A 26,506-nucleotide genomic window follows, 5' to 3' on the forward strand; every position below is an offset into this window, starting at 1 on the left:
ACAACCTGCGGTTATGCGCTGCCGGGGTGTTCGTTCGGCCGAGTTTTACAAAGAGTCGGCGGCCCAGAAATCGGAAGCGTCGAGCCCGAAGCGGTACAGGCAGCGGCGCAACAGCGGCATGGACAGTCCGATGACGCTGGTGGGGTCGCCGTCGATGGAGTCGATGAACCAGCTGCCCAGCGCCTCCAGCGTGAATGCGCCTGCGCATTCCAGCGGCTGGCCGGAGCGGGCGTAGGCCTCGATGTCGGTGTCGGAGACGTCGCCGAAGCGGATGGTGGTGGCGACGGTGTCCACTACCCACTGACCGCCGAACCACACCGCGTGCCCTGTGAGCAGCTGCGCCTCTTTGCCGCGCTGTGCTTTCCAGCGCTCGATGGTCGCCTCAACGGTGTGGGGCTTGCCCAGCAGTTCACCGTCGAGGAGCAGCATCGAGTCGCAGCCGACCACCACGTCGTCGGGGAAGTCGGCGATGGCGGTCTCCGCTTTGGCGCGGGCGAGGGTGGAAACGGTGGTGGCCGCAGGGGCGCTGTGAAGCGATGCGATCACCGCGTCCTCGTCGATGTGCGCCGGCCGCAGCACGGGCCGCACCCCGCCTTGTTCGAGCAGCATGCGCCGCGACGGCGATTGCGACGCCAACACCAGCCGCATTAGAAGTACGCCGCCGAGTCGAATGCGTGCGGGTTGTACGCGGTGGCGGGGTGGGAGATACCCCAGTAGTTCGCGTCCGGCTGCACCCCGGCGAGCTTGCGCTCGCGCTGCAGCTGCTCCAGCACTTGCGAAAGTGCCGCAAGTTCCGCCTCGGTGGGGTTGCCTTTGAGTACCTGAATGTCCACGTCAGCCTCCTTACAGCGGGATGTTGCCGTGCTTTTTCTGCGCCGGGTAGCCCACCTTGCGCTCCAGCAGGCGCAGGCCCTCGAGCACGCGGTCGCGGGTGGCGGACGGCTCGATCACAGCGTCCACCAGGCCGCGCTCGGTGGCCACGTACGGGTTGAGGTTTTCCTCGGCGTACTGCTCGGCGTCGGTGCCGATGGCTTCGGCGGCGGTGGGGGCGTCTGCGAGCGCGATCTGCGCGGTCGGCCACGCGAACACCAGGTCCGCGCCCAGGCCCTTCGAGCCCAGCAGGGCGTACGAGGGGCCGAACGCCTTGCGGGTGACCACGGTGATGGTGCCCACCTGCGCCTCGGCGAACGCGTAGGCAAGTGCCGCCGCGGCGGCGGACGAGCCGGCACGTTCCTCCTCGACGGCCGGCAGGAAGCCCGGCGAGTCCACGAACTGCACGACCGGCAGGTTGAACGCGTCGCAGGTGCGGATGAAGCGGGCGGCCTTGCGGGCGGCATCACGGGTCAGGCAGCCGGCAAGCACGCTCGGCTGCGTGGCCACGACACCAACGGCACGCCCGCCAACATGCGCAAACCCGGTGACCACAGAGCCTGCGTAGCCAGCGGAAAGCTCGAAGAAGTCCCCGTCGGTGACAGCGTTGACCACGTCGAGCACGTCGTAGGGCTGGTTGTCGTCGTCCGGGATGAACGTGTCCAGGTCAGCACCGGAACCGGCCGCCTCCGCGCCCAGCGGGGAGGCGGCCTTATTGTTCAGCGGCAGGTAGCCGACCACCGCGCGCGCCAGCTCCACGGCCTCCACATCGGTGGCGGCGGTCAGCTGCGCCAGGCCGGTTTCCGCGGCGTGAACGGCGCTGCCGCCGAGCTCCTCGCTCGTGGTTTCGGTCTCGGTCACCTTGCTCACGATGTCGGCGGTGGTCACGTGCATCGCCGCGCCCTCGGCCATGATGGTGATGTCCGCCAGCGGCACGGTCGCCGCGGAAAGCGCCGCCGCGTCGCCGGCCACGACCGCGATCTGCGGGATCAGCCCGGATGCGCGGGTGGCGGCGCGCAGGATCTGCGCCTGCATGTGCGCGGTGACGATGCCTTCCTTCCAGCGCGGGCCGGTGGAATCGTAGATGCCGATCAGCGGCACGCCGGTCTTGGTGGCCAGGTCGTAGATCTTGAGCATCTTCTCGGCGTAGACCTCGCCGATCTGCCCGTCGAAGACGGTGGGGTCTTGGGAGAACAGGCATACCCTTCGGCCGTCGATAAGCCCATAGCCTGTGACCACGCCGTCGGTGGAGGGCTTGGACTTGTCCATCTTGTACGCCTCGACGCGGTGCTTCGCCAGCGCGTCGGTTTCCACGAACGTGCCTTCGTCCACAAGCTTTTGCACGCGCTCGCGGGCGGTGGCGGCCCCGGCTTCGTGCACTGCGTCGATCGCGTCCTGACCGACCGGGGCCTGCGCCTCATCCAGGCGGTTGCGCAGATCCTCGATGCGGCCCGCGGTGGTGGTCATGTCGGGTTTGGATGAACTCATAACGCCTCAGTCTAGATTCCTTATGTGCCGCCATGCTTATCGACGGCTCCGCCGCCCGCGTTTCACCCTCCGCCGACGGGCAGTAGAGCGGCGCCTACGCGCCGAGGAGGGCGAGGGGCATGACGATGATTCCGTCGGGGCGGACGTATGCCTGTTTACCTGTGGTTACCACCATCAGGTTGGTTACCCGGTCCGGAATGCGATCGCGCAGCCACAGAAGGTGCCGGACGTCGGCGTCCTCAACCCGCGGCTTGAGTTTGACCTCTACACCGACGACTTCTCGTTCCAGCCCTTCGACGATGAAGTCGACTTCCCTTTCTCCAGCGTTTGATCGGAGGTGGTACACCCGCGCTCTGGCTGCTTGAGCCAGTACCCGAAGTGTGAGGGCAGTCAGGGATTCGAAGAGTGGCCCAAACATGTGGGCCGCGCGGTTGCTGAGGAGGCTGGATGGGCCGATGCCGAGCAGTCGTGCCGCGAGAGCGGGGTCGGCGAGGTGGTGTTTGGGGCCCTGCTGCAGCCGCTTGAACTCGTTAAGTTCCGGAACCCACCCAGGCACGGGATCGAGCAGCCAAATCTTCGCTAGGTGTTCGCGGTATGCGAGCGTAGTTTTCTGATTCGGCTGCTTCACCTGGCCGCCCGTCGTGGCGTCGAGCAGCCTTGAATAGGCGGTGGTCGTGGAAGTGGCCGCTGCGTAGGCGCGCAGCCAGCTCCGGAGGCTTTCGGGCCGGCGTACTTCGTAGCCTGCATCGGGGATGTCGCGGTCGATGATGCGCTCGATGTACGAGTCGAGCATCAGCGTTTGGACCGTGGGGTCAGCCGCGGCGATAGCGGGAAAACCACTGCCGGTGATGAGCTTGGCGTAATCGCCGACCTCGAAATCCGAGTGTCCGGATACTTCGCTGTCTCCGGCCAAGATCCTGGCGAAGCTGCACGTGGGGTCAGATACGCCGCGTTCATGGACGGCCATCGGGCGCATTCTTAACGAGTAGATCCGCCCGGCACCCGAATGGGAACCCTTCGCGTCGACGGGAGTGGCCGAGCCGGTGAGCAGAAAACGCCCGGGGGCAGTTCCCTGGTCCACCTGACGGCGAACCGAATCCCAAATCTGGGGGAGATGCTGCCACTCGTCGATGAGCAACGTGCCGTACGGCGCTGATGAGAGCGAAAAATCGGCCTCCGCAATGCTGCGCATATCCGGATCATCAAGAAACCACGTGGTGTTGGCGCGGCGTTTAGCGGTGTCAGTCTTGCCGACACCTTTGGGCCCGTCGATGGCAATGGCGGGCAGGTGCGGCATGAGGAGGTCGAGCTCGTCGTCGAGGGTGCGTCGGAGGTAGGCCATATGGGGCATTGTACTGCACGAAAGTGTCCTACTACCGCATTTTCAGGACTCCTACTACCCGAGTTTCAGAAGGTCTACTACCGCATTTTCAGAACTCCTACTACCCGATTTTCAGAAACGATATGCTCTTTAGCTATGACTGTGCGCGACATTCAGGCCATCCAGGACGCGGTGGCGGAGTACTGGCCGAACGTGCGGTGGGTGGAAACCACCGGATCCACCAACGCCGACCTGCTCAAAGAAGGCGAGCCGGGCACCGTGCTCATCGCCGACGAGCAGACCGCCGGCAAAGGGCGGCTGGGCCGCCACTGGGTCTCGCCGAAGGGCTCGCAGCTGGCCATGAGCATGGTGGTGGAGGTGCCCGAGAAGGTGCCGCCGTTCGGCCTGCTGTCCATCGCGCCGGGTGTCGCCGTGACCGATGTGGTGCCACAGGCGCGGCTGAAATGGCCCAACGACGTGCAGATCGGCGGCAAGAAAATCGCCGGCATCCTCTCCGCGCTGGACTTGCCGCGGGTGATCGTGGGCATCGGCATCAACGTGGTCATGCGGACCGAGGACCTGCCGGTGGAAACCGCCACCGCGCTCAACCTGGAGGGCCTGGACGTGGATTTCGACGACTTCACCGCCGACATCCTGCGCGCCATGGGCAAGCGCCTCGCCCAGTGGCGCGAGGGCGACCCGCAGCTGCTCGAGGACTACCGCGCCGTGTGCGCCACCATCGGCCAGCAGGTGCGCCTGGAGATGCGCGAGGGCGAGGAGACCGTCACCGGCACTGTCACCGGGGTCAACGACCAGGGCGAAGTGCTTATCGACGGCTCCGCTTTCTCCGTCGGCGACGTCCACCATCTGCGGCCGACATCCTAGGCGTGCAGTACCCTGCCTGTTTATGGCTGGCAAAGCACCGTTTCGCGTCGGCGGGGACGAAGTTGTCCTCGCCGACGTGTGCGCGCCGCTTTCCGCGCTGACCATCCCGCTGCTGGAGCTGGTGGCCGTGACCGGCGTGGCGTGGATGGCCGTCGGCTGGATGGACGTGACCCCGCACGTGGACCCGGGCCTGCGCAACATCGTGGTGCTGATCTGGGGGCTGCTCGTGCTGTGGAGGTTCGTCGGCCCCTTGGTGGCGTCCAGGCGCCGGCGCTTCATCGTCACCGACAGGCGCATCCTGGCCCGCGGCCGGCGCGGGGCGGTGGATTCCATCCCGCTACGCCAGATCCACTCCGTGCGCCGCGAGCGCGGCGGCATCAACGTGGCGGTGTACGGCTACGCGCAGCCGATCGTGTTCGAGCGGGTGGGCAAGACCCGCGCGGTGGAGAAGGCGCTGCAGCGCGCGCTCGGCGCCGCGCGGTAGGCCTGAGGCGCGCGGCCGACGCCGCGCGCCTCGCCTCGGGAGGCCCTATCTCCGACACTTCGTGGCGGAATCTGTCAGTGCGCCCCTATATTCCCAGGTCGGCACAAACGGCTGCCGTAATTTGTCAGGAACCCCGTCCGGCGCACTCTTTCCGCCCGGCGCTGGGCGCTACTTGTACCCCTTAATCTCGGTGGTGTGCAGCTGCTCGTCCAGGTCCTCGGGGGAGAGCTTGCCGCCCAGAAACTCGGCGGTGACCGGCAGGTGCAGCTCCATGTCGGTGCCGGGGCAAAGCTCGATCACGGCTTCGTCCACGGTGTAGTCCAGCACGTGGCCGCCGCGCGAGTGCTCGTCGTCGATGAAGTGGACGTGGCAGCCCGGCACGCCGATGCCTTTGGCGTACATGGGGGTGCGGAAACCGCCGATGACGCCTTCGATGTCGGTGAAGACGTGCTCCGCGTCGTCGGAAACCGCCTCGGACATCGGTGGGTAGGGCTTTTCCTGCTTGGTCACCGTGCGCACCACCACCTTCTTGAACCGTCCGGTGATCTTCACGGCGGTGAAGAAGTTGTGGCTGGGCTCGGCATCGTCGATGAATTTGGCCAGTTCGGAGCGGACCATGCCGGCGGGTGCGTCGAAACGCATCCGTGGCACGAAGTTGGTCACCACGGTAAACGGTGTGCGCTGGTCCAACTCGGCCACGCGCGCCTTGCCGTCGGAGGTGAGCTGGTGGCACACCCCGTCGAGGATGAGCATCTCGCCGTCGAGGGCGTCGAAGGTGCCTAGGCCGAAGTTGCCTTTGCTCAGGATGTCGCTGATGGTCAGCTCGCCGTCGTAGATGCCGTCGAGAAGCGCGGTCATCAGCGAGTTTTGGAAGATGGTGTGGCGGGCGATCGTTTCAGACATGGCTGCGATGCTAGTCGGAGGGGCGACTACAGTGTGCAGGGTGAGTAACGCCTATGGGATGCCCGTCGTCGCCGTCATCGGCGACGGCCAGTTGGCACGGATGATGCAGACAGAAGCGATCGAGCTCGGCGTGGAAACCCGCGTGCTGGCCGCAAGCAAGGACGCCTCGGCCGCGCAGGTGTTCGGCGACGTGCGCCTCGGCGACTACACCAAGCTTGAGGACCTGCGCGCGGTCGTGAGTGGTGCGGATGCGGTCACCTTCGACCACGAGCATGTGCCCAACGAGTACGCGCAATTGCTTATCGACGGTGGCGTGGCCGTCGAACCCCGCCCCGATGCCCTGATCTACGCACAGGACAAACTCGAACAGCGCACGCGCCTGTCTGAGGCTGGCCTGCCGGTGCCGGCGTTTGCGGCGATCGAGTCGGCGGCGGACGCTGAGGCGTTCTGGGACGACACCGACGGTCAGGTGTGCTTGAAAGCCACCCGCGGCGGCTACGACGGCCACGGGGTGTGGTTCCCGTCAACGCGTGAAGAGTGCGCCGAGCTGGTAGAGGAGCTTCTGGGCCGCGACCTGCCGCTGATGGCGGAGAAGAAAGTCGCGTTCACCCGCGAGCTGTCCGCCATGGTGGCGCGCAACCGCTCCGGCGACGTGCGCGCCTGGCCCGTGGTGGAGTCGCGCCAGGACGGCGGCATCTGCCGCGTGGCTATCGCTCCCGCGCCGGACATGTCAGCAGAGCTGGCGAAGCGCTGCGAGGAGCTCTCCGTGCAGGTCGCCGAAGGCCTGGGCGTGACCGGCGTGTTGGCCGTGGAGCTGTTCGAGTACGAGGGCGAGCATGGCCCGGAGGTCTCAGTCAACGAGCTGGCCATGCGCCCGCACAACACCGGCCACTGGACCCAGGATGGGTGCGTGACCTCCCAGTTCGAGCAGCATGTGCGGGCTGTGCTGGATTGGCCGTTAGGTGCCGTCGATACGCTTTCGCCCGCAACTGTCATGGTGAACACACTCGGCGGCGACGAGGACCCCTCTGTGCCGATGGCCGAGCGTGTCATTGCGGTGATGCGCAAGTACCCGCAGGCCAAGGTGCACCTCTACGGCAAGGACCACCGCCCCGGGCGCAAGATGGGCCACGTCAACGTGTGCGCCGACAGCGTCGAAGAGGCGCTCGCCGTGGCCGAAGACGCCGCGCACTACATCATCCACGCAACCTGGAAGGACTAGACACATGGCACAGCCAGTCGTTGGCATCATCATGGGCTCCGACTCGGACTGGGACACCGTCGCCCCGGCCGCCGAGGTGCTTGCCGAATTCGGCATCCCGTTTGAGGTCGGCGTGGTCTCCGCGCACCGCACGCCGGAGAAAATGCTGGCGTACGCCAAGGAAGCGCACACGCGCGACCTGCAGGTGATCATCGCCTGCGCCGGGGGAGCGGCGCACCTGCCGGGCATGGTCGCCGCGGCAACCCCGCTGCCGGTCATCGGCATCCCTCGCGCCCTGGACACGCTGGACGGGCTGGACTCGCTGCTGTCCATCGTGCAGATGCCGGGCGGGGTGCCGGTTGCCACCGTCTCCATCGGTGGGGCGAAGAACGCAGGGCTTTTGGCCGCGCGCATCCTGGGAGCGGCGGACCCGTCCGTGCAGCGCAAGATGGTGGACTACCAGGCGCGCATGGCGTCCGAGGTGGAGCGTAAAGACGAGGCGCTGCGCAAGCGCCTGATGGGTGAATAACCCGATCGTCGTGCTGGGCGCCCGCATCGTCGACGGGCGCCCTTCGCGCATGCTCGAGTTCCGGCTGCGCCGGGCGCTCGAGGTGTGGCGTGCGGCCCCCGCGCCGCTGGTGGTTACCGGGTTTGACGAGGCCCCGGTGATGGCGGCGTGGCTCGTGGCGCACGGGGTGCCAGAGTCGGAGGTGGTGCTGGAGCCGGAGGCGCGCTCCACCAACGAAAACCTGGAGCGCTCCCGGGCGCTGTTCCCGGACGCCGCCTACCTGACCGTGGTGACCAGCGGGTTTCACGTTCTGCGCACCCGCGTGTGGGCGTGGCACCTGGGCATCCCGGTGCGGCTGGTGGCGGCGCCGACCCCGGAGACGTCGCGGGTGAAAAACTACGCGCGGGAGGTGGTGGCGCTGCCGCACTCTGTGGCGCGGGTCGTGTGGCGCCGTTTCGTGCGCCGGGTGCTCGGGCGGTAGGGGGCGCAGGGGCGCCCTACAGAGTTAAACCCTGAGCAAGCGATCCGGAGTATGGCCCAAAAACGGCCAAGCTCAGGGGCGCTTCCTCAGGGTTTGTGCAACGGGAGGGTCCGCGCGGCCGGAAGTGTTACTTCTGCAGGCCCGGCCGGTTCAGGCCCAGGTGCGGGCCGGCGAAGTACAGGCCGGCGGCGCCGATGGTGGCCACAATGGCGAGGATGCCGGCGAGCAGGCCAGCGAAGCGCTTGGCGTTGTCGATTTCGTCCTGGGTGTACTCGGAGCTGCCCGGGCCGCTGGACTGCTTGCCCTGGTCGGAAGCAGTGTCGGTGGCTGCGGCGGAGTCCGTCGCCGGGGCGGCGGTGGCCACCGGGGCAGCGCCCGCGACGAGGGCGGCGGCGAGCGCGGGGGCGATGGCGCGGCGGGAGAAAGAGCTGGTGAGCATGAGCAGTCCCTTCATGGGCGTGAGCACGGGTGTATCCGCCACAGAATAACCGACCGCGCCTGATTGCCCCGCCACAGGCCCAGCGCCGGTCCCGCTCCGAAGCTACTGCCCGTCGATGAAGCGGGTGACCTTCTCCGTCTCGGCGATCTCCTGCAGCCTCTCTGCGGAGACCAGCCCGGTGACCACTACGACGGAGCCGCCGGCGGCGATGGGGCCGAGCACGTTCGCGGCGAACTCCTCAGTGGTGTGCCAGTCCTGCACCAGGTAGCGCTCCGCCTCAATGCCGGGCACGGCGAACGATCTCAAAGCGGGGGAGGCGCCAAAGTAGTCGTCGCCGTAGAAGCGCACGGTGGGGCCGAAGTCCACGGTGCCTACGGGCAGTTCACCGCCGGCTTCCACCACGCCGCGGCCGAACGGGTCGTCGGAGACCACCACGCAATCGGGCACCTCACTCCACCGCGCGGCACCATCCAGGGTGGTGAAGATGAGGTCGGGGGCGGGGGCACCGGAGGCGTCGATAAGCGGGGTGCGCGAGGAGTTGTATGCGCCGATGGCGATGACCGCCGCTTGCCACGACACCGGCAGGTCGATGGCGACCTCGTCGCCGGCGTCGAATTCCTCATCGAGCATGTTGGCGACCTTGCTGGCCCAGTTGTCCAGCGTCTGCGCCGAAAAATCCATGCGTACGCCGCGCGAGTCGTCGTAGACGGTCAGGCGCGGCGTCGACGGGTCAGTCTGCATTAGCGGTGCGAGCATGCTCATGCCCGCCCATCGTAAGGGGCAATTGCTTTACGACGCCAACATGATCGCCGCGCCCGGCCCCAACGGCAGGTCGAACTGGTACCAGATGAACAGCAGTACCAGCCAGAACATCCAGAACACCACCGTGAACACGATCAGGCGCGACATCAGGGTGCCGATGCCAGCCTTTGGTTCGTAGCGGCGCAGCTGGGTGAGGATGACGATGATGTACGGGTTGAGCGGGGTGATGATCTGCGTTGCGGAATCTCCGACGCGGTAGGCGGCTTGGATAAACGCCGGGTCGAAACCCAACAGGGCGAACATGGGCACGAATACTGCGGCCATGAGCGTCCACAGCGCGGAGCCGGAGATGACCAGCAGATTCAGGCAGGAGGCGAGGACGACAAATGCGAGGATTGCGCCGAAACCGCCGATGCCCGCGGACTCGAGGGCTTGCGCGCCCTTGACGGCAGTCCAGGTGCCGATGCCGGTCCAGTTGAACAGTGCGATGAACTGGCCGAGGATGAACGCCAGCACCAGAAAGCCGGTCATTTCCTTGATGGACGAGCCCATCATGTCCGTGACGTCGGTGACGCTTTTCACGGTGCCGGCGGCCTTGCCGTAGACCAGGCCCATGACCACGAAGTAGAGCACCACGATGAACACGGTGGACTGCATCAGCGGCGAATCCGGCAGGAAGGTACCTTCCTCGTTGCGCCACGGCGAGCCCGGCACCAGCACGGCGACGGTGCCTGCGACGGTGAGCAGGAGCGTGGCCCACAGCGTGGCGGTCAGGCCATGCTTTTCGGCTGCGGTGAGCTCGGCGGTGATCTCGTTGCCGTCGCGGTCCAGGTCCGGAGCGTCCTCGCCGGGCGCGACCTCGGTGGGCACGCCCAGTTTGTTTAGGCGCGGCTCCAGCACCTTGTCGATGATCAGGCCGGCGATGAAGCCCAGAATGGAGGCGGAGGCGATGTTGAACCAGTAGTTGGACATCACCGTGACCTCGTTCGCCTCGAGGCTGGGCAGCGCCTCCATGACGGAGTTGGTGATGCCGGCGAACAGCGCGTCCAGGGAGCCGGGCAGGATCGACGTGGCGTAACCGGCGCCCACGGAAGCGAAGCCGCCCAGCAGGCCGGCGACGGGGTGGCGGCCGGCGGCCTTGAACACCATGGCAGCCAGCGGCGGGATGACAATGAAAGCCGGGTCCGCGATCAGCGAGGCGGACACGCCGATCAGGCCCACCGCGTAGGGCAGGACGGTTGTGTTGGCGGAGCCGAACAAGCGGCGGATCAGCGCCGAGAGCATGCCGGAGCGCTCTGCGATGCCCACGGCCAGGATGATGGGAAGCACGTAGACCAGCGGCGGGAAACCGACGTAGTTTTCGCCCAGGTTCACGGTGAACCAGGCCAGTCCTTCCTTGGTGAAGAACCCGTGGATGGGGCGGACCTCGTCGGAGCCGGGGACCTGGACTTGGGCCCCGGACCAGGCCATCACCGTGGAGATGACGGCGGTGATGAGGAACAGCAGGAGAAAGAGGGTGAACGGCTCGGGGAGTTTGTTGCCCACCTTCTCGATGGTGTTGAGGACACGGTCTGTTGCGCCCGGTTTCTCGGGCGCGTGAACCCTGTTGGCAGTTGTGGTGGTTTCTGGCGATGGCTCGGGCCGTGGTGTACGAGTCATGCACTCTGGTTTTACCAAACCGTCTGCAGGGTTTTTCCCGGTTTGGGAAAAACCCTGGAATTACATTCCCAAACAGTGGGATGGGGCGGGTTAGTTTACGCAGCGCGGGCTGTCGCCGTCGGCGGTGATCTCGGGGCCGATCTCGGTCGCGCCGAAATCCTCGCCCGGGGTGCCAACCGGCGCCTCTTGCTGTGCTTCCTCCGCAGTCATGACACCCGGGCCGGCGTAATCCTCGGCCACGACGGCGATCATCGTGCCCGGCTCGAGGGTTGCGTTGGCCACCACAGGCACACCGCCGAGGATGCGGGCGAGTTCTTGCGCCGCGGGGTCGTTGGCGTCGGCGGCCAACACCTGGCTCTGGAAGTACAGGCCCTCCATGGCGTTTGCCACCTCGGAGACCTGGAGGCCCTGTTTGCCCAGCTCCTCGCCGACGCGGCCCGCCTGGCCCGGCACGGCGCCAGCGTTGAGCACGATGACATCCTGGGTGCCAAGCGTCGAGGACGACGCAGAGTCGGTGGAGTCGGGCGAGTCGGAGGTCTCGGTGGTGTCCTCTTCTTCCTGCTCGGGCTCCACCGCGTCTTCCATGAACCGGTGCACCTGGGCCACGTCGACGGTGATGATGGATTCGCCGTAGTCGCCGATGCCGTTGACGGAGGTGACCGGAATGGTGGTGAACGTGACGTTGTCGCCCGCCAGGCCGGAAAGCTGCTGGGCGAAGCGGACAACATCCCAACCCTTGTCCAGCGTGACGGAGCGCTCCGCTGCGTTGGCCAGCTCGCGCAGGCGTGCCGGGTTGGTCAGGGTGCCCGCGGAAAGCATGTTGCGCACAAGCGACGCCATGAATGTCTGCTGGCGGACAATGCGGTCGAGGTCGCCGCGGGGCAGGTCGTGGCGTTGGCGCACGAACGACAGCGCCTGGGTGCCGTTGAGGGTTTGCACGCCGGCGGGGAAGTGTGCGCCGGACAGCGGCTCGTCCACAGCGTTGTTGAGGCACACGGTCACACCGCCCACGGCGTCCGTGAGCAGGACGAAGCCGAGCAGTCCCACCTGCGCGAAGTGGTCCACCTCCACGCCGGTGAGGTTGGCCACCGCATCGATCAAGCCCTCCTGTCCTGCGCGCGCGACCCGCTGCTCCAGCTCGGGTCCTTCGGGCATGCCGTCTTCTTCGATCAACTCTTCGCGCTTATCCGCGGCGTAGGCGCCGTAGACACCGTTGATTTTCAGGTTGCCGTAGGTGCTGTCGTGGACGTACGTGTCGCGCGGAATGGACACGGCCGTCGCTTTCGAGCCGTCCTCCGGAATGCGGATAACCATGATTGTGTCGGTGTTGATCTCACCGTCGGCGACGCCGGCGTTGAGGCGGGCGAGTTCGTCCTCGCTCAACGGGTTGCCCTGCGCGTCCGTGCGCGAGTCGGAGCCGACCAAGAGGATGTCCACGGCACCGTCGAGCGCAGCGTCTTCCTTGTTGCCCTTGCCCTTGGATTTGCTCTGGGAGCTGACGTCTAGCTCCGAGGCGGAAAGCTGCCCGCCCAAGCGGCCGACGGCGAAGTAGCCGACGCCAGACAAGGTGATTGCCAGGGCTGAGACCACCGCCAGCACGCCTTTGACCACAGGGTGGCCGGACTGAGACACGTCTCGCGTTCGCGAAGGTGCCGCTTGAATATCGCGGGCACGCCGGTTGGGGTCAGTCACGCGGGGAAGTATACGACATCCCTGTCTGAATACCGGAGGCCGCACCTGTGCCGTACACCGATTTCGGCCCCACCGGTGGGTATGATTCCAGCCATTGTGAACGCAGACTTTCTCCATACGCCTCATGCGGCGGCATCCGATTTGCCGCTTGCTGTGATTACGGTGACGTACTCGCCGGGCGAGCATTTGTCGCACCTGATTGCATCGCTCGACGCGGCGACGAGCGGTGAGGTGCGCTTGGTCTGCGCGGACAACGGTTCCACCGACGGTGCTCCGCAGCGGGCTGCCGCGGAGCACGAGCACGTGGAGTTTCTGCCCACTGGCGGAAATATCGGCTACGGGGCGGCGATTAATGTCGCGGCCGCGGCGCTTGCGGAGCGTCGAGAAGCGAATGCGATCCGGGGCGACTATTTCCTCATCGTCAATCCGGACGTGGAATTCGGCCCGGGCAGCATCGACGAGCTCATCCGTTGCATCGACGCTGTGCCGCAGGCCGGGGCAGCGGGCCCGCGCATTGAGGAGGCGGACGGCTCCGCGTACCCCAGCGCGCGCGAGGTTCCCGGCCTTGCAACGGGCATCGGGCATGCATTGCTTTACGACGTCTGGCCGCGCAACCCGTTCTCCCGCGCCTACAAGGCGGACGCGAACATGCATGTCCAGCGCACCGCCGGGTGGCTCTCAGGCGCCTGTCTGCTGGTGCGGTGGGACGCGTTCGACGCCATCGGCGGCTTTGACGAGCGCTACTTCATGTACCTGGAAGACATCGACTTCGGCGACAGGCTCTCGCGCGCCGGGTGGGACAACCTGTACTGCCCGTCGTCGGTGATTTTGCACGACCAGGGCCACGTGGCGGGGAAGTTTCGCAAGGTGACGGTGCCCGCGCACCACGGTTCGGCCTACCGCTTCCAACGTGACCGGCACCCGCACCGGTGGCAGGCGCCGCTGCGCTGGGCGCTGTGGCTCGGGCTGAAGGTCCGCGGGGCGTTCCAGCTCGGGCTGCGCAAACCGCGGCGACGCACCAATACTTAGCGAGAACTTCAGTAAACAGGAAGAAAAGGACAAGCAATGGCAACTTCGGAGCACATCGACGCCGCGCAGGCGGCCGACGGGGCGGTCATAGAGATGGACGCGGTGATCTTGGTGGGCGGACGTGGCACGCGTCTGCGTCCGCTGACGGTGTCGACGCCGAAGCCGATGCTTCCCACCGCCGGCTACCCGTTTTTGGCGCATCTTCTCGCCCGCATCAAGGCCGCCGGCATGCGCCACGTGGTGCTGGGCACGTCCTATAAGGCCGAGGTGTTCGAGGAGTACTTCGGCGACGGCTCCGAGTTTGGCTTGGAAATCGAGTACGTCGTGGAGGAAGAGGCGCTCGGCACCGGTGGCGGCATCCGCAACGTGCTAGACAGGCTGCGCTACGACAACGCCATGGTGTTTAACGGCGATGTTCTCTCCGGCGCGGACCTGTCCGCAATCGCCTCGACCCACGTGGACAAGGACGCCGACGTTACGTTGCACCTGGTGCGAGTGCCGGACCCGCGCGCGTTCGGCTCGGTGCCTACGGATGAGGACGGCAACGTGCTGGCGTTTTTGGAGAAGACGGAGGATCCGCCGACCGACCAGATCAATGCCGGTTGCTACGTGTTCAAGCGCTCCGTGATCGAGCAGATCCCGGCCGGGCGCGTGGTGTCGGTGGAGCGCGACACGTTCCCGGGTCTGCTGGAGGCGGGCGCGAAGGTGGTCGGCCACGTGGATTCGTCCTACTGGCGCGACATGGGCCGCCCGGACGATTTCGTCCAGGGGTCTTCCGATGTGGTGCGCGGCATCGCGTACTCGCCGTTGCTCGAGGGGCGTACGGGCGAGTCGCTTGTGGACGACTCCGCTGGCGTCGCGCACGGCGTCATCCTCATCGGCGGCACGGCTGTGGGCCGCGGCTGCGAGATCGGGGCCGGCTCGCGTGTGGACGACTCGGTGATTTTCGACGGCGTGACCATCGAGCCTGGCGCAATGGTGCGCAACTCGATTATCGCCGCTGGTGCGCGGATCGGCGCGAACGCGCGGATCACGGACTGCGTGATCGGCGAGGGCGCAACTATTGGCGCGCGTTGCGAGCTGCAGGCGGGCATGCGCGTGTGGCCGGGCGTGGAAATCCCGGATTCGGGAGTGCGTTTCTCTCCGGACGCGTAAGCGACACGCCAAAACTGAAAAATAGTTGCTCAAATCGGCGCCGCTACCATATGTAGTACCCCCGATGCGCACCCCCATCTCCTGGCGCGTGTGACTAATGTGACTCGTGTGACGAGCGACGTGGGAAATAGGGAGCGAGGGACCGAAACTGCAGAATTCTGGTTGCGGCTATTTAGTGTCCCGGTGTGTAATCACAGCAGTGTTATCCGCAGTACCCGCCAGCCGGGAACTGCGGTCACCACTCTTATACGACCGACAAGCAACTAAGGAAGGTAATGGCGTGGAAAACCAGGCAGACGCCACCCTCCGCGGCGCGGCCGCAGGAGGGATGACCCTCGACGAGTTGTTCGGCGCCGTCGAGCAGGAGTGGCAGGATCAGGCGCTGTGCGCCCAGACCGACCCGGAGGCGTTTTTCCCGGAGAAGGGCGGCTCCACCCGCGAGGCGAAGCGGATCTGCAAAGCGTGCGCAGTGCGCGACGAGTGCTTGGAATACGCGCTCGAGCACGACGAGCGTTTTGGCATTTGGGGCGGGCTCTCCGACCGTGAGCGCCGCCGCCTGAAAAAGCAGATCGGCTAAGCCCTACCAGGGGAAGTCTGGGGAGATAGTCCTCGGATCCAAGTTGAGGTAATTGGCCACAAGAGCGGTCAGAACCCATGTGATGAGTTCTGACCGCTCTTGTGTTTGCGCCGCCCGGTGCTCGATGGGCATGCGGAACACCACGAAGCGTGCGCGGGTGGGGTTGCCCTGCTTGTCCACCCCGGCCTGCAGCACGCGCCCGAGCGGCACCGGGCCGTCGGCGATGATCTCGTCCGGAAACACCGTCATGTCGGGGCTGAGACGCATCCGGGGAATGGTGTCCACGGCAAGGTCCACGCCGGCCAGCTCGTTGAAGTACTGGTTGTGCAGCGGCGCGTAGGCGTCGATGACCAGCTGGTCGAAGCTGTCTGCGCGGGTGCGGTAGCGCGGCACGCCGATCGGCAGGATGGGCCCGCGCACGCCGTGGCCGTGGCGGTTGCGGGCCGGTTGCACGTGGGAGGGGCCGGTGGAGCTCATACCTGGCAATGCTATTGCGCCGCGCGGCGAAGGTGGCGCGGGCGCGCCGCGTTGCACTGTCGAAATCTCAACGCGGGGTTTAGACTTGGCGCCGTGAATATCTACCGCCGTTGTTGCCGCCCCGGATGCGGCCGGCCCGCCGTGGCCACGCTGATCTACGCGTACGCGGATTCGACGGCAGTGGTCGGACCGCTCGCGCCCGCCCCGGACCCGCATGCGTGGGACCTGTGCGAGCGTCATTCCGCGCACATCACCGCCCCGGTGGGGTGGGAGCTGGTCCGCGTCGAGCACGTCGAGCTCGACGACGACGAGTTGGACGACGAGAACACCGACATCACCGCGCTCGCGGAGGCGGTGCGCGAAGCAGGAAGGGTGACCACCGGGCTGGTGGAAACCGGCCAGGACCCGATCGAGTACTCGGCGGAGAAAGACTTCAACAACCCGGACACCTCCAACCACCCGGTGCACCGCACGAAGCGGGTGGAGGAGCAGATCGCGGCTGCCAAGGCGGCGCGTCGCTCGCACTTGCGCATCGTGCCGGACCCGGAGGCAGAGCAGTAGCAACAGCGGTCTGCGCAGGCCCGTGTCGGGGGCGCGCGATAAGATACCGCGCATGGCTATTGAGCACACAGCAGAGACGCTGAAGAGCGTTATCAAGGCGTACGACGTCCGCGGCGTCGTCGGCGAGACCATCGACGAGGACTTCGTCCGCACCGCAGGTGCGGCGTTCGCGCACATCCTGCGCGGGGAAGGCGAGACCCGCATCGCTGTCGGCCACGACATGCGCCCGTCTTCGCCGGCGCTTGCAGACGCCTTCGCGCAAGGCGCCGCCAGCCAGGGGATCAACGTGACCCTGCTGGGCCTGACGTCTACCGACGAGCTCTACTTCGTCGCCGGCACCCAGCACTGCGCCGGCGCGATGTTCACCGCCTCGCACAACCCGGCGCAGTACAACGGCATCAAGCTCTGCCGCGCGGGCGCGACCCCGGTGTCCACGGACACCGGCCTGGGCGAGATTGGCCGCATGATCCTCGAGGGCGTGCCGGGGTACGAGGGGGAAGCGGGAGTCGTCGATAAGCATGACGCCCTGGAGGAGTACGCCTCCTACCTGCGCGAACTTGTGCCGGTGCCCACGCGCCGCAAGCTTGTTGTCGCGGTGGACGCGGCCAACGGCATGGCCGGCATGACGGTGCCGGCGGTGCTGGGGGACATGGACATCCGCCCGCTGTACTTCGAGCTCGACGGCACCTTCCCCAACCACGAGGCGAACCCGCTGGACCCGAAGAACCTGGTGGACCTGCAGAAGTTCACCGTGGAGCAGGGCGCAGACATCGGCCTGGCTTTCGACGGCGACGCGGACCGCTGCTTCGTGGTGGACGAGCGCGGCGAGGCCGTCTCCCCGTCCGCGATCACCGCGCTGATTGCCACCCGTACGCTTGAGCAGCACCCGGGCGCGACGATCATCCACAACCTGATTACTTCGCGCGCCGTGCCGGAGCTGATTGAAGAACACGGCGGCAAGGCGGTGCGCACCCGCGTCGGCCACTCCTACATCAAGGCACAGATGGCGGAGCACTCCGCGCTGTTCGGCGGCGAGCACTCCGCGCATTACTACTTCTCCGAGTTCTTCAACGCCGACTCCGGTCTGGTGGCCGCGCTGCACGTGCTGGCCGCGCTGGCGGAGCAGGACGCGCCGCTGAGCGAGCTGATGGGCGCCTACGAGCGCTACACCGCCTCCGGGGAGATCAACTCCGAGGTCGCCGACCAGGACGCTGCCACGAAGCGCGTGGTGGACGCGTTTTCGGACCGCGCGGAATCCGTGGACACCCTCGACGGTGTGACCGTGCAGTTGAAGGACTCCAAGGCGTGGTTCAACGTGCGCGCATCCAATACCGAGCCGCTGCTGCGCCTGAATGCCGAGGCGCCGACGCGCGAAGAAGTCGACGCGCTGACGGAGGAAATCCTCGGCATCATCCGCGCGTAACCATCCCCGCGTACGCTCGCGGGGTATGAGCGGTTTTTCCAGGGAAGACGCCCTGTTTTTCGACATCGCCCATGAGGGCGCCCAGCTGCGCGCCGTGGGCCAGGCGGCGCACCTGCTTGCGGGGCTGCGCGGGCTTGAGCCCCGCAGCGTGGTCGTGCTTGCCACGGACCAGGTCGCTGCGGCCGCGGCGCGTGCGGTGGCGGCGTTCGCCGCCCCGCTCGAGGTGCCGGTGGTGGTCGCAGACGAGCTGCCCGCGTACGTTGGGGCGCTCGATGTCGTGGTGGTGCTCGGCGACAATGCCGGCCGCGAGGAGGATCTGCGCGGGTTGATCACCGCGGCCAACCGCGGCGCCGAAACCATTCTCGCCGGGCCGAAGCAGGGGCCCTTGCTTGACGACGCACCACAGGCCACCACCGTCATCCCCGCCCTGCCCGACACCGCTGGGGCCTCCCCGCTGCGCGCGTGTGCCGTCGTCGGGGCGGTGCTTGCCGCGCTGCGCCAGCCAACCGAAGTGGTGGCGGAGCGGTTCGAGCTCCTGGCGGCGGAAGTGGACGCCGAGCTGGAGTCTGTCTCACCAAGGCGCGACGTGGCGGTCAACGCCGCGCGTAAACTTCGCGCTCAAGCGGACGGCAAGCGCGTGCTGCACACCGGGTTCGGGCGGGCTGGAAGCGCGGTGGCGGAGCTGGCCGCCGCGTTGTGGTCCACGCACGGCATCCCTGCTTCCGCCGTGGGCGCGGAGGAACTTCCCTTCGCCGTCGAGCGTGCTCAGGAGGGCAATTCCACGGCTGGCGCGGACGATTTGTTCCACGACCCCTACATCGACGGCCCCGCGAAGCTGGTAGGTTTAACAACCGTTGTTTGGTCGTGCGGGACCGCCAGCCCGGTGGTCTCGGCGGGCAGCCGGGTCGAGTCCGTGGAGACGGACGTGGATGATCCGGCGGCCCGTGCGGCGCGCCTGGTTGCCAGGGCGTACGCGGCGACGGCGCTTGCAGCCGACGCCGCCGATGCCGCCGCCTCGGAGGAGTAGAAGGAGAACCATGGAGCACCTTGAAGGAGCTCTGCGCCCCTACCCCTGGGGCTCCCACACGTTGATCGCTCAGCTGCGCGGCGAGCCTTCGCCGAGCCCGCAGCCCCAGGCGGAACTCTGGTTCGGCGCCCACCCGGCGGCCCCGGCGACGGTGAACGGGCAGGGCCTGGACGACGCCATCGCCGCCGACCCGGCCGCCGCGTTGGGCAAGCGCGTGCAGGACGCGCACGGCGACCAGCTGCCGTTTCTGGTCAAGCTGCTCGCCGCGGCCGCGCCCTTGAGCATTCAGGCCCACCCCTCGCTGGAGCAGGCCAAGGAAGGCTTCGCGCGCGAAAACGCCGAGGGCATCGAGCTGAACAGCCCGAACCGCAACTACAAGGACCCGAACCACAAACCGGAGCTCATCGTCGCGCTGACCGAGTTCCGCGCGCTGGCCGGGTTCCGCCCGGTGCAGGACACCGCGGCGTTTTTCGCCGAGCTGAGCAGTCCGGAGCTGGACCGCTACGCCACCTTGCTGCCCACGGATGGCGAAGGGGATCTGCGCGCGCTGTTCACCACGTTGATTTCCCTGCCGCACCAGCCGCGGGTGGAGCTGATCGAATCGGTGAAGCGTGCTGCGGCGGAGCTCGTCGATAAGCGCACAGCCCCTGCGTGGATGGTGGAGGCCGCCGAGGTTTACCTCGAGCTCAACCAGACCTACCCGGGCGATGTGGGCGTGCTGGCGGCGCTGCTGCTCAACGTGCTCACGCTTGCGCCGGGCGAGGCGGCGTTTCTGCGCGCCGGCCAGCTCCACGCCTACCTGTCCGGTCTGGGCGTGGAGGTCATGGCCAACTCCGACAACGTGCTGCGCGGCGGGTTGACCACCAAGCACGTGGATGTGCCGGAGCTGGTGAAGGTGCTGGACTTCAGCACCCTGGAAAACCCGCGGGCGGAAACGGCCCCGTCGCACGGCGGCGTGGAGTTCCAGCTTCCTGTGGACAGTTTCGCGGTGCGCATGCATGCGCTTGACGACGGCGACACGTTGGCCGTCGACGAAGACGGCCCCGCGATCGTGCTGTGCACCGCCGGCGAAGTGCGCGGCGCCGACGGGTTCGTCTTAACGCAGGGCAACGGCGCCTGGGTCCCGGCGAGCGAGGCGGCGACGGAAATCACCGCAGCCGGCAAAACTCAGGTGTTTGTGGCGACGGTCTAGCGGCCGGTGATCTTGTCAATCACGTCGCGGGCCGTCACGCCTTCTTTCTCGCGCGGGTAGCCTGCGACGTCTTCCTTGCCCGCGACGGGTGCCGGCGCCTTATTGCCTCCCGTGGCGGCATCCGGGGTCTGTGGCGCCTCGCTCGGCTGAGCGCTGCCCTGCGGTGCGGCGTCTGCCGCGCTTTCGGTGCCGGGGACCGATTGCGCTGCGACTCCTGCGCCCTGCATCCGCATCTCCGGGCGTTGGTCTTCCTGCGCGGCGGGGGATCCAGGCTCGGACGGGGAGCCCTCTTGGATTCCGTCCGGCACGTGCGACGGACCAGAGCCGTGGCCCGGCTGCGCGGTTGGCTCAGACTGCTCCGGCTGCTGCGTGGTCTGCGGCTGATCCGGGCGCTTCGACGGTTCCGCTGCCGGGGTGTGCGTCGGCTCGGTGGCCTCCGACGGCTGCACCTCGGATCCACCCGGTGTCGGGGTGGCGGCGGTGCTCGTCTGCGCGGCGCCGCCGTTGCCCGGCTCGCGCGGCGGGGTGCTGCCCGGCGTCTGCTGGGAGGTGGTGCGGTTGTCCGCGGAGGCCGGAGTGGGCTCCGCCGCCGGGTTGGCACCCTGCGGGGCGGCCATGGGCCGGGCCGGAGACGGCACGATGTTGGACGGGCGGTACACGCGCGACGGCTGCGTGGACTCCTGTGCCGGAGCGACTACCGCGTGCGGCGGCAGGTAGGGGTCGTGCGCCGCGTTGTAGCCGGTGGGCATGGAAGCGCCTGCGCGCCCTGCGCCGGAGCCTGTCGCTCCCGCCGCGCCCGCATCCGCGCCGTGGTGCGCGGCGGGGCCGTTGTCGGGGGAGTTGGTGGAGCTGCGCACGGTGCGGGTGTGCGTGAGGTTCTCCGTCACCGTCTCCGTTGTCGGGCTCGAGGTGGTGGAAGCGGCGCTGTTGCCAGTGGTGCCCGCGGCTTCCGCGGTAAACCCGGCGCGGTTGTTCTGGCCGGGTGCGGAGGTCGCCCACACCGTGAAACCGACGACGGCAGCAAGCAGTGCACCTGCGCCGATGAACACGGCTACCCGGCGTGCTGTCCCTTCCACGGTGACTCCTCCCGCGGGCGTTTCCGGCCCGCGCATTGGTTACAACTTGGTAACGTTTGGCTTCGTAGCACTGTTTATAGCACGTCATCGTGAAATGGGGAACCCCTGCGCGGCGAGTTGTTTTGCGTTTGAGTGCCCCGGAGCGTCGTTTTGCCGTATACAAATGGGTGCGACACGTTGTGCGGGCGCCCGCTCGCGCACCATCTACGGAAGGAGCGCCGCAGTGAGTACTTGGGACGAGCAGATTTTCACGGTCGATGCCAACACGGACTTCCTGGACGAGCTAGTCGATCTTGATTTCGAGGATGTTTTTGAAGCGGTGCGTGACGCGGTGCTCCTCGCCGCGAAGCAGGATTCTTCTGAGGAAGAGCTGCTCAACGGCCAGGCCGCAGCCACCATCGCGGCGATCTGGGCGGGCGCGCCGTTTTCCGCCGGCGAGATTGCGGAGACGTACCCGTTTATCCGCCTGCGCCCGGACGAGATGGACGAGCAGTTGGTGGAGTCTGCCGCTTCCGTGCTCGAGGAGGCGGACACTGAGGAGGACTTGGAGCAGTTCCTCGAGGCGCTGGCGTAGCTGAATGATTGTTGCAGTTGAAGGCATCGACGGCGCGGGCAAGAACACGCTAGTCACTGCGGTGAAGGAGCGCTTCGGCGCTGAGACGCTGGCGTTTCCGCGCTATGAAACGTCCGTGCATGCGCAGCTGGCGCACGACGCCTTGCATGGGCGCATGGGCGACCTGACGGATTCGGCGTTCGGTATGGCCACCCTGTTCGCCCTGGACAGGCATGGGGCGAAGCAGCTTCTCGACGGCTTCGCTGGCGACCCGCACAGCGTCATCGTCCTGGATCGTTATGTCGCCTCCAACGCGGCGTACACGAGCGCGCGCACGGGCGATCCGGCCGCCGTGAAGTGGGTCCACGACCTGGAGTTTGGAAAGTTGGGGCTGCCCAAGCCCGACTTGCAGGTGCTGGTGGACACCACCCCGGACGTTGCGCGCGAGCGCGCGGAGGCGCGCGAGGAACAGGACGCGACGCGCACCCGGGACCGCTACGAGCGCGACGTGGCGCTGCAGGTGGCGACGTTTCAGGCGTACGCCGAGCTTGCGGAGCGCAACTGGGCGAGCCGGTGGCTTCGCACGTCGGAACCGGCGGTTATCATGCAGGTAGTGGGCGAGCTGGCGCAGTAAGGCCAGCTCAGCGCGAAAAGGATAGAGGAGGACGCATGGCACCGAAGATCCTCGTGGTGGACGACGACCCGGCGATCAACGAGATGCTGACAATCGTGCTGGAGGCCGAGGGGTTCCAGACCAGCTCCGTGACGGACGGTGCCGAGGCGGTGCCCGCCTTCCGCTCGTTCGACCCGGATTTGATCCTTCTGGATCTGATGCTGCCGGGGATGAACGGCATCGACATTTGCCGCGAGATCCGCAAGGAGTCCGCGGTGCCGGTGGTCATGCTCACCGCCAAGACGGACACGGTGGACGTTGTGCTGGGTCTGGAGTCCGGCGCGGACGACTACATCACCAAACCCTTTAAGCCGAAGGAGCTTGTCGCCCGTATCCGCGCGCGCCTGCGCCGCACGGACGAGACTCCGGCGGACGTCTTCGAGGTCGGCGACCTGACCGTGGACGTGCCGCAGCACACCGTCACCCGCGGCGACGAGGAGATCCAGCTGACCCCGCTGGAGTTCGACCTGCTGGTGGAGATGGCACGCAAGCCGAACCAGGTGCACTCGCGCGAGGAGCTGCTGGAGTCCGTGTGGGGCTACCGCAACGCCTCCGACACACGCCTGGTCAACGTGCACGTGCAGCGCCTGCGCTCCAAGATTGAGCACGACCCGGAAAACCCGGAGATCATCCTCACCGTCCGCGGCGTGGGCTACAAGACCGGTAAGTCGGAGGTGTAGCACCTGGACGCCATACGTCGTGTCGGCGACCGGGTGCGGCACGCCTGGTCCACGAAGCTGCAGGTCCGCTTCGTGGGCACGGTGCTGCTCGTGTCCACGGTCGTGATGTCTATGCTTGGCTTCGCGCTGGCGTCCGTTGTCACCGACCGCATCACCGCAGCCAAGATCGAAACCGCCACTGTGGAAATCGAGCGCGCGCGTTCGACCGTGGAATACCAGCTGGCCAACTCCGGCTCCTCCGCCTCGTTGCAGGCGCGCCTGAATTCGGCGCGCGCCGGGTTGACGCAGCGCGCGCAGGAAAGCGGCGACTCCGCCAGCTTCTACGAGCCTGTGCTGGTGGTGGAGGCGCCGAACGGTGCTGTGACGTCGTCGCCGGAGGCCTACCAAATTCCGAAGCGGCTGGGCGACTACGTCAGGGACGGCAACGTGGCCTACCAGTTCGCCACCGTGGAGCGCCCGGACGGCTCGGCCTACGACGCGCTGATTGTGGGCACCCCGACCAACGCCGACATCCCCAACCTTCGCTTGTACCTGGTGATGAACATGGAAAGCGAAGTCTCCACCGTCGCGCTGATGCGCGGCATCTTGGCGTCCGCCGCGGTGATCGTCGTGGTGCTGCTGATGGGCATTTCCTGGCTGGCGTCCCAGCAGATTGTGGCGCCGGTGCGCTCCGCCTCCCGCACCGCGCAGCGCTTCGCATCAGGCCACCTCCGGGAGCGCATGCCTGTCGACGGCGAGGACGAGATGGCCGTGCTGGCCATGTCCTTCAACGACATGGCGGACACCTTGAGCAAGCAGATTGCCAACCTGGAGGAGTACGGCTCGCTGCAGCGCCAGTTCACCTCCGACGTCTCCCACGAGCTGCGCACTCCGCTGACCACGGTGCGCATGGCGGCGGATCTGATCGCGGCGAACGAGGATTCGCTGGAACCGGCGACGAAGCGCGCCTCGGAGCTGATGACCAGCGAGTTAGACCGCTTCGAAGCGCTGCTCAACGACCTGCTGGAGATCTCCCGCCACGACGCGGGCGTGGCTGAGCTCTCCGCGGCGAACGTGGACGCCCGCCAGCCGGTGGAGTCCGCCTGGCAGCAAACCCAGCACCTGGCCGAGGAGCTGGACGTGGACGTCATCTTCGACATCCCGGACGAGCCGCAGACGCTGGAAGGCGACGCCCGCCGCATCGAGCGCGTGGTGCGCAACCTCATCGCCAACGCCATCGACCACTCGGAAGGCAACCCGGTTACCGTGCGCATGCGTTCCAACGACGAGGCGGTGGCGATCACCGTCACCGACGGCGGCGTGGGCCTGAAGACAGGCGAAGAGGACCTGGTGTTCAACCGCTTCTGGCGCGCCGACAAGTCCCGCAAGCGCCACTCCGGCGGCACCGGGCTGGGCCTGGCCATCGCCCGCGAGGATGCGCAGCTGCACGGCGGCGTGCTAGATGCGATCGGCGAGTACGGGGTGGGCTCGCAGTTCCGCCTCGTGCTGCCGCGCGACATCGAGGCCGGTTTCACGGAATCGCCGCTTCCGCTCGAGGCGCCGCGCGCTATCGCCCCCGAAGCGCTCGACGCCCCGGAGGACACCGAAGGCGCCGGTGACGCGGCAGCCGGCGGCGACGGGGGAGCTGATGGAGGGGCACCTTTGGACGTCGATAAGCGAAGGCTCCAGGAGGACACCGATGCGTAAAACACTCGCCTGCCTCACGGTGGCGCTGACGACCCTGGCCGCCGGCTGCGCCTCGCTGCCCACGAACTCGGCGCCGCATGTGATCCGCTCCTTCGCGCCCGAGGAGACGGAAACGCAGGCCGCGGGGCCGAAGGACGGCCAGGAATCGGACCTTCTGCTGCGCGACTTCTACCATGCCTCTGCCACCCCCGACAGCGACTACGAGGCGGCGCGCGCCTACCTCACCGAGGGCGCTTCCGCCGCGTGGGACCCGAGCGGGCAGAAACTCGTGGTGGACAGCATCGGCATGACCACCCTGCCGGGATCCTCAGTGGGGCAGCGCAGCTACTCGGTGCACGGCGAAGTCGTCGGAGTGGTGCGCTCCGGCGGTTCATACTCGCCGGAACGCGGAGACTATGAGGCCACCATCGACATGGAGATGGTGGACGGGCAATGGCGCATCTCCTCGCTGCCGGAAGGCGTCGTGTTCGAGCGCACGGAGCTGCGCAACCAGTACCAGCCGTACAACCTGTACTTCTTCGACCAGGACGACCGGGAGCTGGTCACCGACCGCCGCTGGGTGCACTCGCGCCGCGAAACGCTGGCGAGCGACCTGATCGGGCTGCTCATGGAAGGCCCCTCGGAGCGGCTGCGGCCCGCGCTCACCGGATCGCTGCCCTCGAGCGTGTCCTACACGGGAGAGCAGGACGGCGCCTACACCTTCACCGGTTTCGCCGGCGTGAGCGAGGACGAACGCGCCCGCTTCGCGGCCCAGGTGGTGTGGACGCTCGCCACCGCGGGTGTCACCGGGCCCTACGAGCTCAAGGCCGACGGGCAACCGCTTATCGACGGCACCGACGTCCTCGACACCGACGACTTCATCGCCGCGAGCCCGCTGGTGGAAACCGTCGGCGAAACCAAGCTGTACGCCCTCGCAGGCGGCAAGGTCGTCCGGGTGGACGAGCGCTCTACACAGCCGGTGGATGGCACTCTCGGCGCCGCCAACGACGTCATCTTCGCCGACATCGCCAGCGACGGCGAGTGGGCCGCCATCTTCGGCAAACCCGGCGATGCCGAAGACGACATCTTCCGCGTCGGCAAGTTTGACGGATCCGAGGCCGAGGTCATGCGCGCGGGCACGTTCACCCGCCCCGCCTTTGAACCTGACGCGGCGGCGGTGTGGACGGTGGCCGACGGCAAGCGGATCCTGCGCACGGTGCAGTCCGCCGCCACCGGCAGCCTGACCACCGGCGAGGTCAAGGTGGAACTGCCCGACGGCGTGGACGGCAACATTTCCGTGCTGCGGCTGTCGCGCACCGGCACCCGGGTGGTCATGGTGATCGACGGCCGCCTCTACACCGGCATCGTGCGCCGGCAACCCTCCGGCGAGCGTTCCATCGTCAACGTCTACGAGTACGCCCATGAGCTCTCAGGCAGCGTGATCTCCGCAGACTGGCGCCCGGACGGATCCCTCTTGGTAGGCACGACCTCCACCACCCCGGTGATGCGCGTGGAGCAGGACGGCTCCTCCATGACCGCGATGTCCGCCGGCAACATCTCGGCGCCGGTGGTGGCGGTGGCGGCGTCGCCGAGCACGCTATACGTCACCGACGCTAACGCGCTGCTGCAGGTGCCGGCCTCCGGTGCGGACAACCCGATCTGGCGCGAGGTGCCGGGACTGGAAGGCGTGCGCGCGCTGCCAATCACTTCGCGCTAGCCTTTCCC

The 26,506-nt window shown here is 67.2% G+C and carries 28 protein-coding genes; 17 read left to right on the forward strand and 11 right to left on the reverse strand.

Annotated elements, in window-relative coordinates; all coding sequences use genetic code 11:
- Window positions 1-45 precede the first annotated feature (45 nt).
- The 4 genes from HMPREF3151_RS11250 to HMPREF3151_RS11265 form a co-directional block, all read right to left on the reverse strand.
- Window positions 46-648, reverse strand: coding sequence for a Maf family protein (locus tag HMPREF3151_RS11250; protein ID WP_070476085.1), 603 nt, complete (start codon window positions 646-648; stop codon window positions 46-48).
- Window positions 648-833 (reverse strand): acyl-CoA carboxylase subunit epsilon, encoded by a 186-nt coding sequence (locus tag HMPREF3151_RS11255; protein WP_070476088.1) that lies wholly within the window; start codon window positions 831-833, stop codon window positions 648-650. Before HMPREF3151_RS11255 ends, HMPREF3151_RS11250 begins: the two co-directional genes overlap by 1 nt.
- Window positions 834-843: 10 nt before the next feature.
- A complete protein-coding gene (locus HMPREF3151_RS11260; protein WP_070476095.1) occupies window positions 844-2,358 on the reverse strand; it encodes an acyl-CoA carboxylase subunit beta in 1,515 nt (504 codons plus the stop codon).
- Between the two features lie 94 nt (window positions 2,359-2,452).
- Window positions 2,453-3,700: an ATP-binding protein gene (locus tag HMPREF3151_RS11265; RefSeq protein ID WP_070476098.1), complete on the reverse strand. Its 1,248-nt coding sequence runs from the start codon at window positions 3,698-3,700 to the stop codon at window positions 2,453-2,455.
- A gap of 135 nt (window positions 3,701-3,835) precedes the next feature.
- Between HMPREF3151_RS11265 and HMPREF3151_RS11270 the strand changes: the two genes are divergently transcribed.
- Both HMPREF3151_RS11270 and HMPREF3151_RS11275 read left to right on the forward strand, forming a co-directional pair.
- The gene (locus tag HMPREF3151_RS11270; RefSeq protein WP_070476100.1) at window positions 3,836-4,564 is read left to right on the forward strand and encodes a biotin--[acetyl-CoA-carboxylase] ligase; all 729 of its coding nucleotides are present in this window, start codon (window positions 3,836-3,838) and stop codon (window positions 4,562-4,564) included.
- A 22-nt stretch (window positions 4,565-4,586) separates the two neighbouring features.
- Window positions 4,587-5,048: a hypothetical protein gene (locus HMPREF3151_RS11275; RefSeq protein ID WP_070476102.1), complete on the forward strand. Its 462-nt coding sequence runs from the start codon at window positions 4,587-4,589 to the stop codon at window positions 5,046-5,048.
- A gap of 168 nt (window positions 5,049-5,216) precedes the next feature.
- On the opposite strand, the gene budA is transcribed toward HMPREF3151_RS11275, so the two are convergent.
- Window positions 5,217-5,951 (reverse strand): acetolactate decarboxylase, encoded by a 735-nt coding sequence (gene budA / locus HMPREF3151_RS11280; protein ID WP_070476104.1) that lies wholly within the window; start codon window positions 5,949-5,951, stop codon window positions 5,217-5,219.
- A 40-nt stretch (window positions 5,952-5,991) separates the two neighbouring features.
- On the opposite strand from budA, the gene HMPREF3151_RS11285 reads away from it, so the two are divergent.
- Genes HMPREF3151_RS11285 through HMPREF3151_RS11295 form a run of 3 tightly spaced genes read left to right on the forward strand, consistent with a single transcriptional unit; the run spans window position 5,992 to window position 8,141 of the window.
- Window positions 5,992-7,173: a 5-(carboxyamino)imidazole ribonucleotide synthase gene (locus tag HMPREF3151_RS11285; protein WP_256365537.1), complete on the forward strand. Its 1,182-nt coding sequence runs from the start codon at window positions 5,992-5,994 to the stop codon at window positions 7,171-7,173.
- A gap of 4 nt (window positions 7,174-7,177) precedes the next feature.
- Window positions 7,178-7,681 (forward strand): 5-(carboxyamino)imidazole ribonucleotide mutase, encoded by a 504-nt coding sequence (purE, locus tag HMPREF3151_RS11290; RefSeq protein ID WP_070476106.1) that lies wholly within the window; start codon window positions 7,178-7,180, stop codon window positions 7,679-7,681.
- Complete coding sequence (locus tag HMPREF3151_RS11295; protein ID WP_083290330.1) at window positions 7,674-8,141, forward strand: YdcF family protein; 468 nt, start codon at window positions 7,674-7,676, stop codon at window positions 8,139-8,141. The genes purE and HMPREF3151_RS11295 overlap by 8 nt, the downstream gene beginning before the upstream one ends.
- A gap of 127 nt (window positions 8,142-8,268) precedes the next feature.
- Here the strand turns inward: HMPREF3151_RS11295 and HMPREF3151_RS11300 are convergent, their stop codons facing one another.
- The 4 genes from HMPREF3151_RS11300 to HMPREF3151_RS11315 all read right to left on the reverse strand — a co-directional run bounded on the left by HMPREF3151_RS11300 (window position 8,269) and on the right by HMPREF3151_RS11315 (window position 12,693).
- Window positions 8,269-8,580 (reverse strand): hypothetical protein, encoded by a 312-nt coding sequence (locus HMPREF3151_RS11300; RefSeq protein WP_070476114.1) that lies wholly within the window; start codon window positions 8,578-8,580, stop codon window positions 8,269-8,271.
- A 102-nt stretch (window positions 8,581-8,682) separates the two neighbouring features.
- A complete protein-coding gene (locus HMPREF3151_RS11305) occupies window positions 8,683-9,342 on the reverse strand; it encodes a TIGR03089 family protein (protein WP_070476116.1) in 660 nt (219 codons plus the stop codon).
- 27 nt (window positions 9,343-9,369) lie between these two features.
- Entirely contained in the window at window positions 9,370-11,001 is a 1,632-nt protein-coding gene (locus tag HMPREF3151_RS11310) for an AbgT family transporter (protein ID WP_083290331.1), read from the reverse strand.
- Between the two features lie 90 nt (window positions 11,002-11,091).
- Complete coding sequence (locus HMPREF3151_RS11315; RefSeq protein WP_070476119.1) at window positions 11,092-12,693, reverse strand: LCP family protein; 1,602 nt, start codon at window positions 12,691-12,693, stop codon at window positions 11,092-11,094.
- Between the two features lie 96 nt (window positions 12,694-12,789).
- Between HMPREF3151_RS11315 and HMPREF3151_RS11320 the strand changes: the two genes are divergently transcribed.
- The 3 genes from HMPREF3151_RS11320 to HMPREF3151_RS11330 all read left to right on the forward strand — a co-directional run bounded on the left by HMPREF3151_RS11320 (window position 12,790) and on the right by HMPREF3151_RS11330 (window position 15,454).
- Window positions 12,790-13,722, forward strand: coding sequence for a glycosyltransferase family 2 protein (locus tag HMPREF3151_RS11320; RefSeq protein WP_246815275.1), 933 nt, complete (start codon window positions 12,790-12,792; stop codon window positions 13,720-13,722).
- Between the two features lie 36 nt (window positions 13,723-13,758).
- Window positions 13,759-14,877, forward strand: coding sequence for a mannose-1-phosphate guanylyltransferase (locus HMPREF3151_RS11325; protein ID WP_083290333.1), 1,119 nt, complete (start codon window positions 13,759-13,761; stop codon window positions 14,875-14,877).
- A gap of 328 nt (window positions 14,878-15,205) precedes the next feature.
- Window positions 15,206-15,454, forward strand: coding sequence for a WhiB family transcriptional regulator (locus tag HMPREF3151_RS11330; protein ID WP_171194374.1), 249 nt, complete (start codon window positions 15,206-15,208; stop codon window positions 15,452-15,454).
- A 3-nt stretch (window positions 15,455-15,457) separates the two neighbouring features.
- Here HMPREF3151_RS11330 and HMPREF3151_RS11335 read toward each other — a convergent pair whose 3' ends face one another.
- Window positions 15,458-15,931 carry a metallopeptidase family protein gene (locus HMPREF3151_RS11335; protein ID WP_070476127.1) on the reverse strand — a complete coding sequence of 158 codons (474 nt, stop codon included), beginning with the start codon at window positions 15,929-15,931 and terminating at the stop codon, window positions 15,458-15,460.
- Between the two features lie 93 nt (window positions 15,932-16,024).
- On the opposite strand from HMPREF3151_RS11335, the gene HMPREF3151_RS11340 reads away from it, so the two are divergent.
- From HMPREF3151_RS11340 to manA, 4 genes are read left to right on the forward strand one after another with little or no spacing between them, the layout of a single operon-like run.
- Window positions 16,025-16,492, forward strand: coding sequence for a DUF3499 domain-containing protein (locus HMPREF3151_RS11340; RefSeq protein WP_083290334.1), 468 nt, complete (start codon window positions 16,025-16,027; stop codon window positions 16,490-16,492).
- A 52-nt stretch (window positions 16,493-16,544) separates the two neighbouring features.
- On the forward strand, window positions 16,545-17,915 hold the full coding sequence (locus HMPREF3151_RS11345; RefSeq protein ID WP_070476133.1) for a phosphomannomutase/phosphoglucomutase: 1,371 nt from the start codon (window positions 16,545-16,547) through the stop codon (window positions 17,913-17,915).
- Between the two features lie 25 nt (window positions 17,916-17,940).
- Window positions 17,941-18,942, forward strand: a complete 1,002-nt coding sequence (locus HMPREF3151_RS11350) for a hypothetical protein (RefSeq protein ID WP_070476135.1) — start codon at window positions 17,941-17,943, stop codon at window positions 18,940-18,942.
- A 10-nt stretch (window positions 18,943-18,952) separates the two neighbouring features.
- Window positions 18,953-20,134: a mannose-6-phosphate isomerase, class I gene (gene manA / locus HMPREF3151_RS11355; protein ID WP_070476140.1), complete on the forward strand. Its 1,182-nt coding sequence runs from the start codon at window positions 18,953-18,955 to the stop codon at window positions 20,132-20,134.
- Here manA and HMPREF3151_RS11360 read toward each other — a convergent pair.
- A complete protein-coding gene (locus HMPREF3151_RS11360; protein WP_141741413.1) occupies window positions 20,131-21,210 on the reverse strand; it encodes a hypothetical protein in 1,080 nt (359 codons plus the stop codon). The genes manA and HMPREF3151_RS11360 overlap by 4 nt on opposite strands.
- A 223-nt stretch (window positions 21,211-21,433) precedes the next feature.
- On the opposite strand from HMPREF3151_RS11360, the gene HMPREF3151_RS11365 reads away from it, so the two are divergent.
- The 5 genes from HMPREF3151_RS11365 to lpqB are packed head-to-tail and all read left to right on the forward strand — an operon-like array spanning window position 21,434 to window position 26,498.
- Window positions 21,434-21,784, forward strand: coding sequence for a hypothetical protein (locus HMPREF3151_RS11365; RefSeq protein WP_070476145.1), 351 nt, complete (start codon window positions 21,434-21,436; stop codon window positions 21,782-21,784).
- 4 nt (window positions 21,785-21,788) lie between these two features.
- Window positions 21,789-22,397 carry a dTMP kinase gene (locus tag HMPREF3151_RS11370; RefSeq protein WP_070476148.1) on the forward strand — a complete coding sequence of 203 codons (609 nt, stop codon included), beginning with the start codon at window positions 21,789-21,791 and terminating at the stop codon, window positions 22,395-22,397.
- Window positions 22,398-22,432: 35 nt separating this feature from the next.
- On the forward strand, window positions 22,433-23,116 hold the full coding sequence (mtrA, locus tag HMPREF3151_RS11375) for an MtrAB system response regulator MtrA (protein WP_070476151.1): 684 nt from the start codon (window positions 22,433-22,435) through the stop codon (window positions 23,114-23,116).
- A 33-nt stretch (window positions 23,117-23,149) separates the two neighbouring features.
- Window positions 23,150-24,802, forward strand: coding sequence for an MtrAB system histidine kinase MtrB (mtrB, locus tag HMPREF3151_RS11380; protein ID WP_210383740.1), 1,653 nt, complete (start codon window positions 23,150-23,152; stop codon window positions 24,800-24,802).
- Window positions 24,795-26,498, forward strand: a complete 1,704-nt coding sequence (gene lpqB / locus HMPREF3151_RS11385) for an MtrAB system accessory lipoprotein LpqB (RefSeq protein ID WP_070476153.1) — start codon at window positions 24,795-24,797, stop codon at window positions 26,496-26,498. The genes mtrB and lpqB overlap by 8 nt, the downstream gene beginning before the upstream one ends.
- Window positions 26,499-26,506: the final 8 nt, after the last annotated feature.

Origin of the sequence: Corynebacterium sp. HMSC05H05, assembly GCF_001807265.1 — a bacterium.
In the GTDB taxonomy this organism is placed as follows: Bacteria; Actinomycetota; Actinomycetes; order Mycobacteriales; family Mycobacteriaceae; genus Corynebacterium.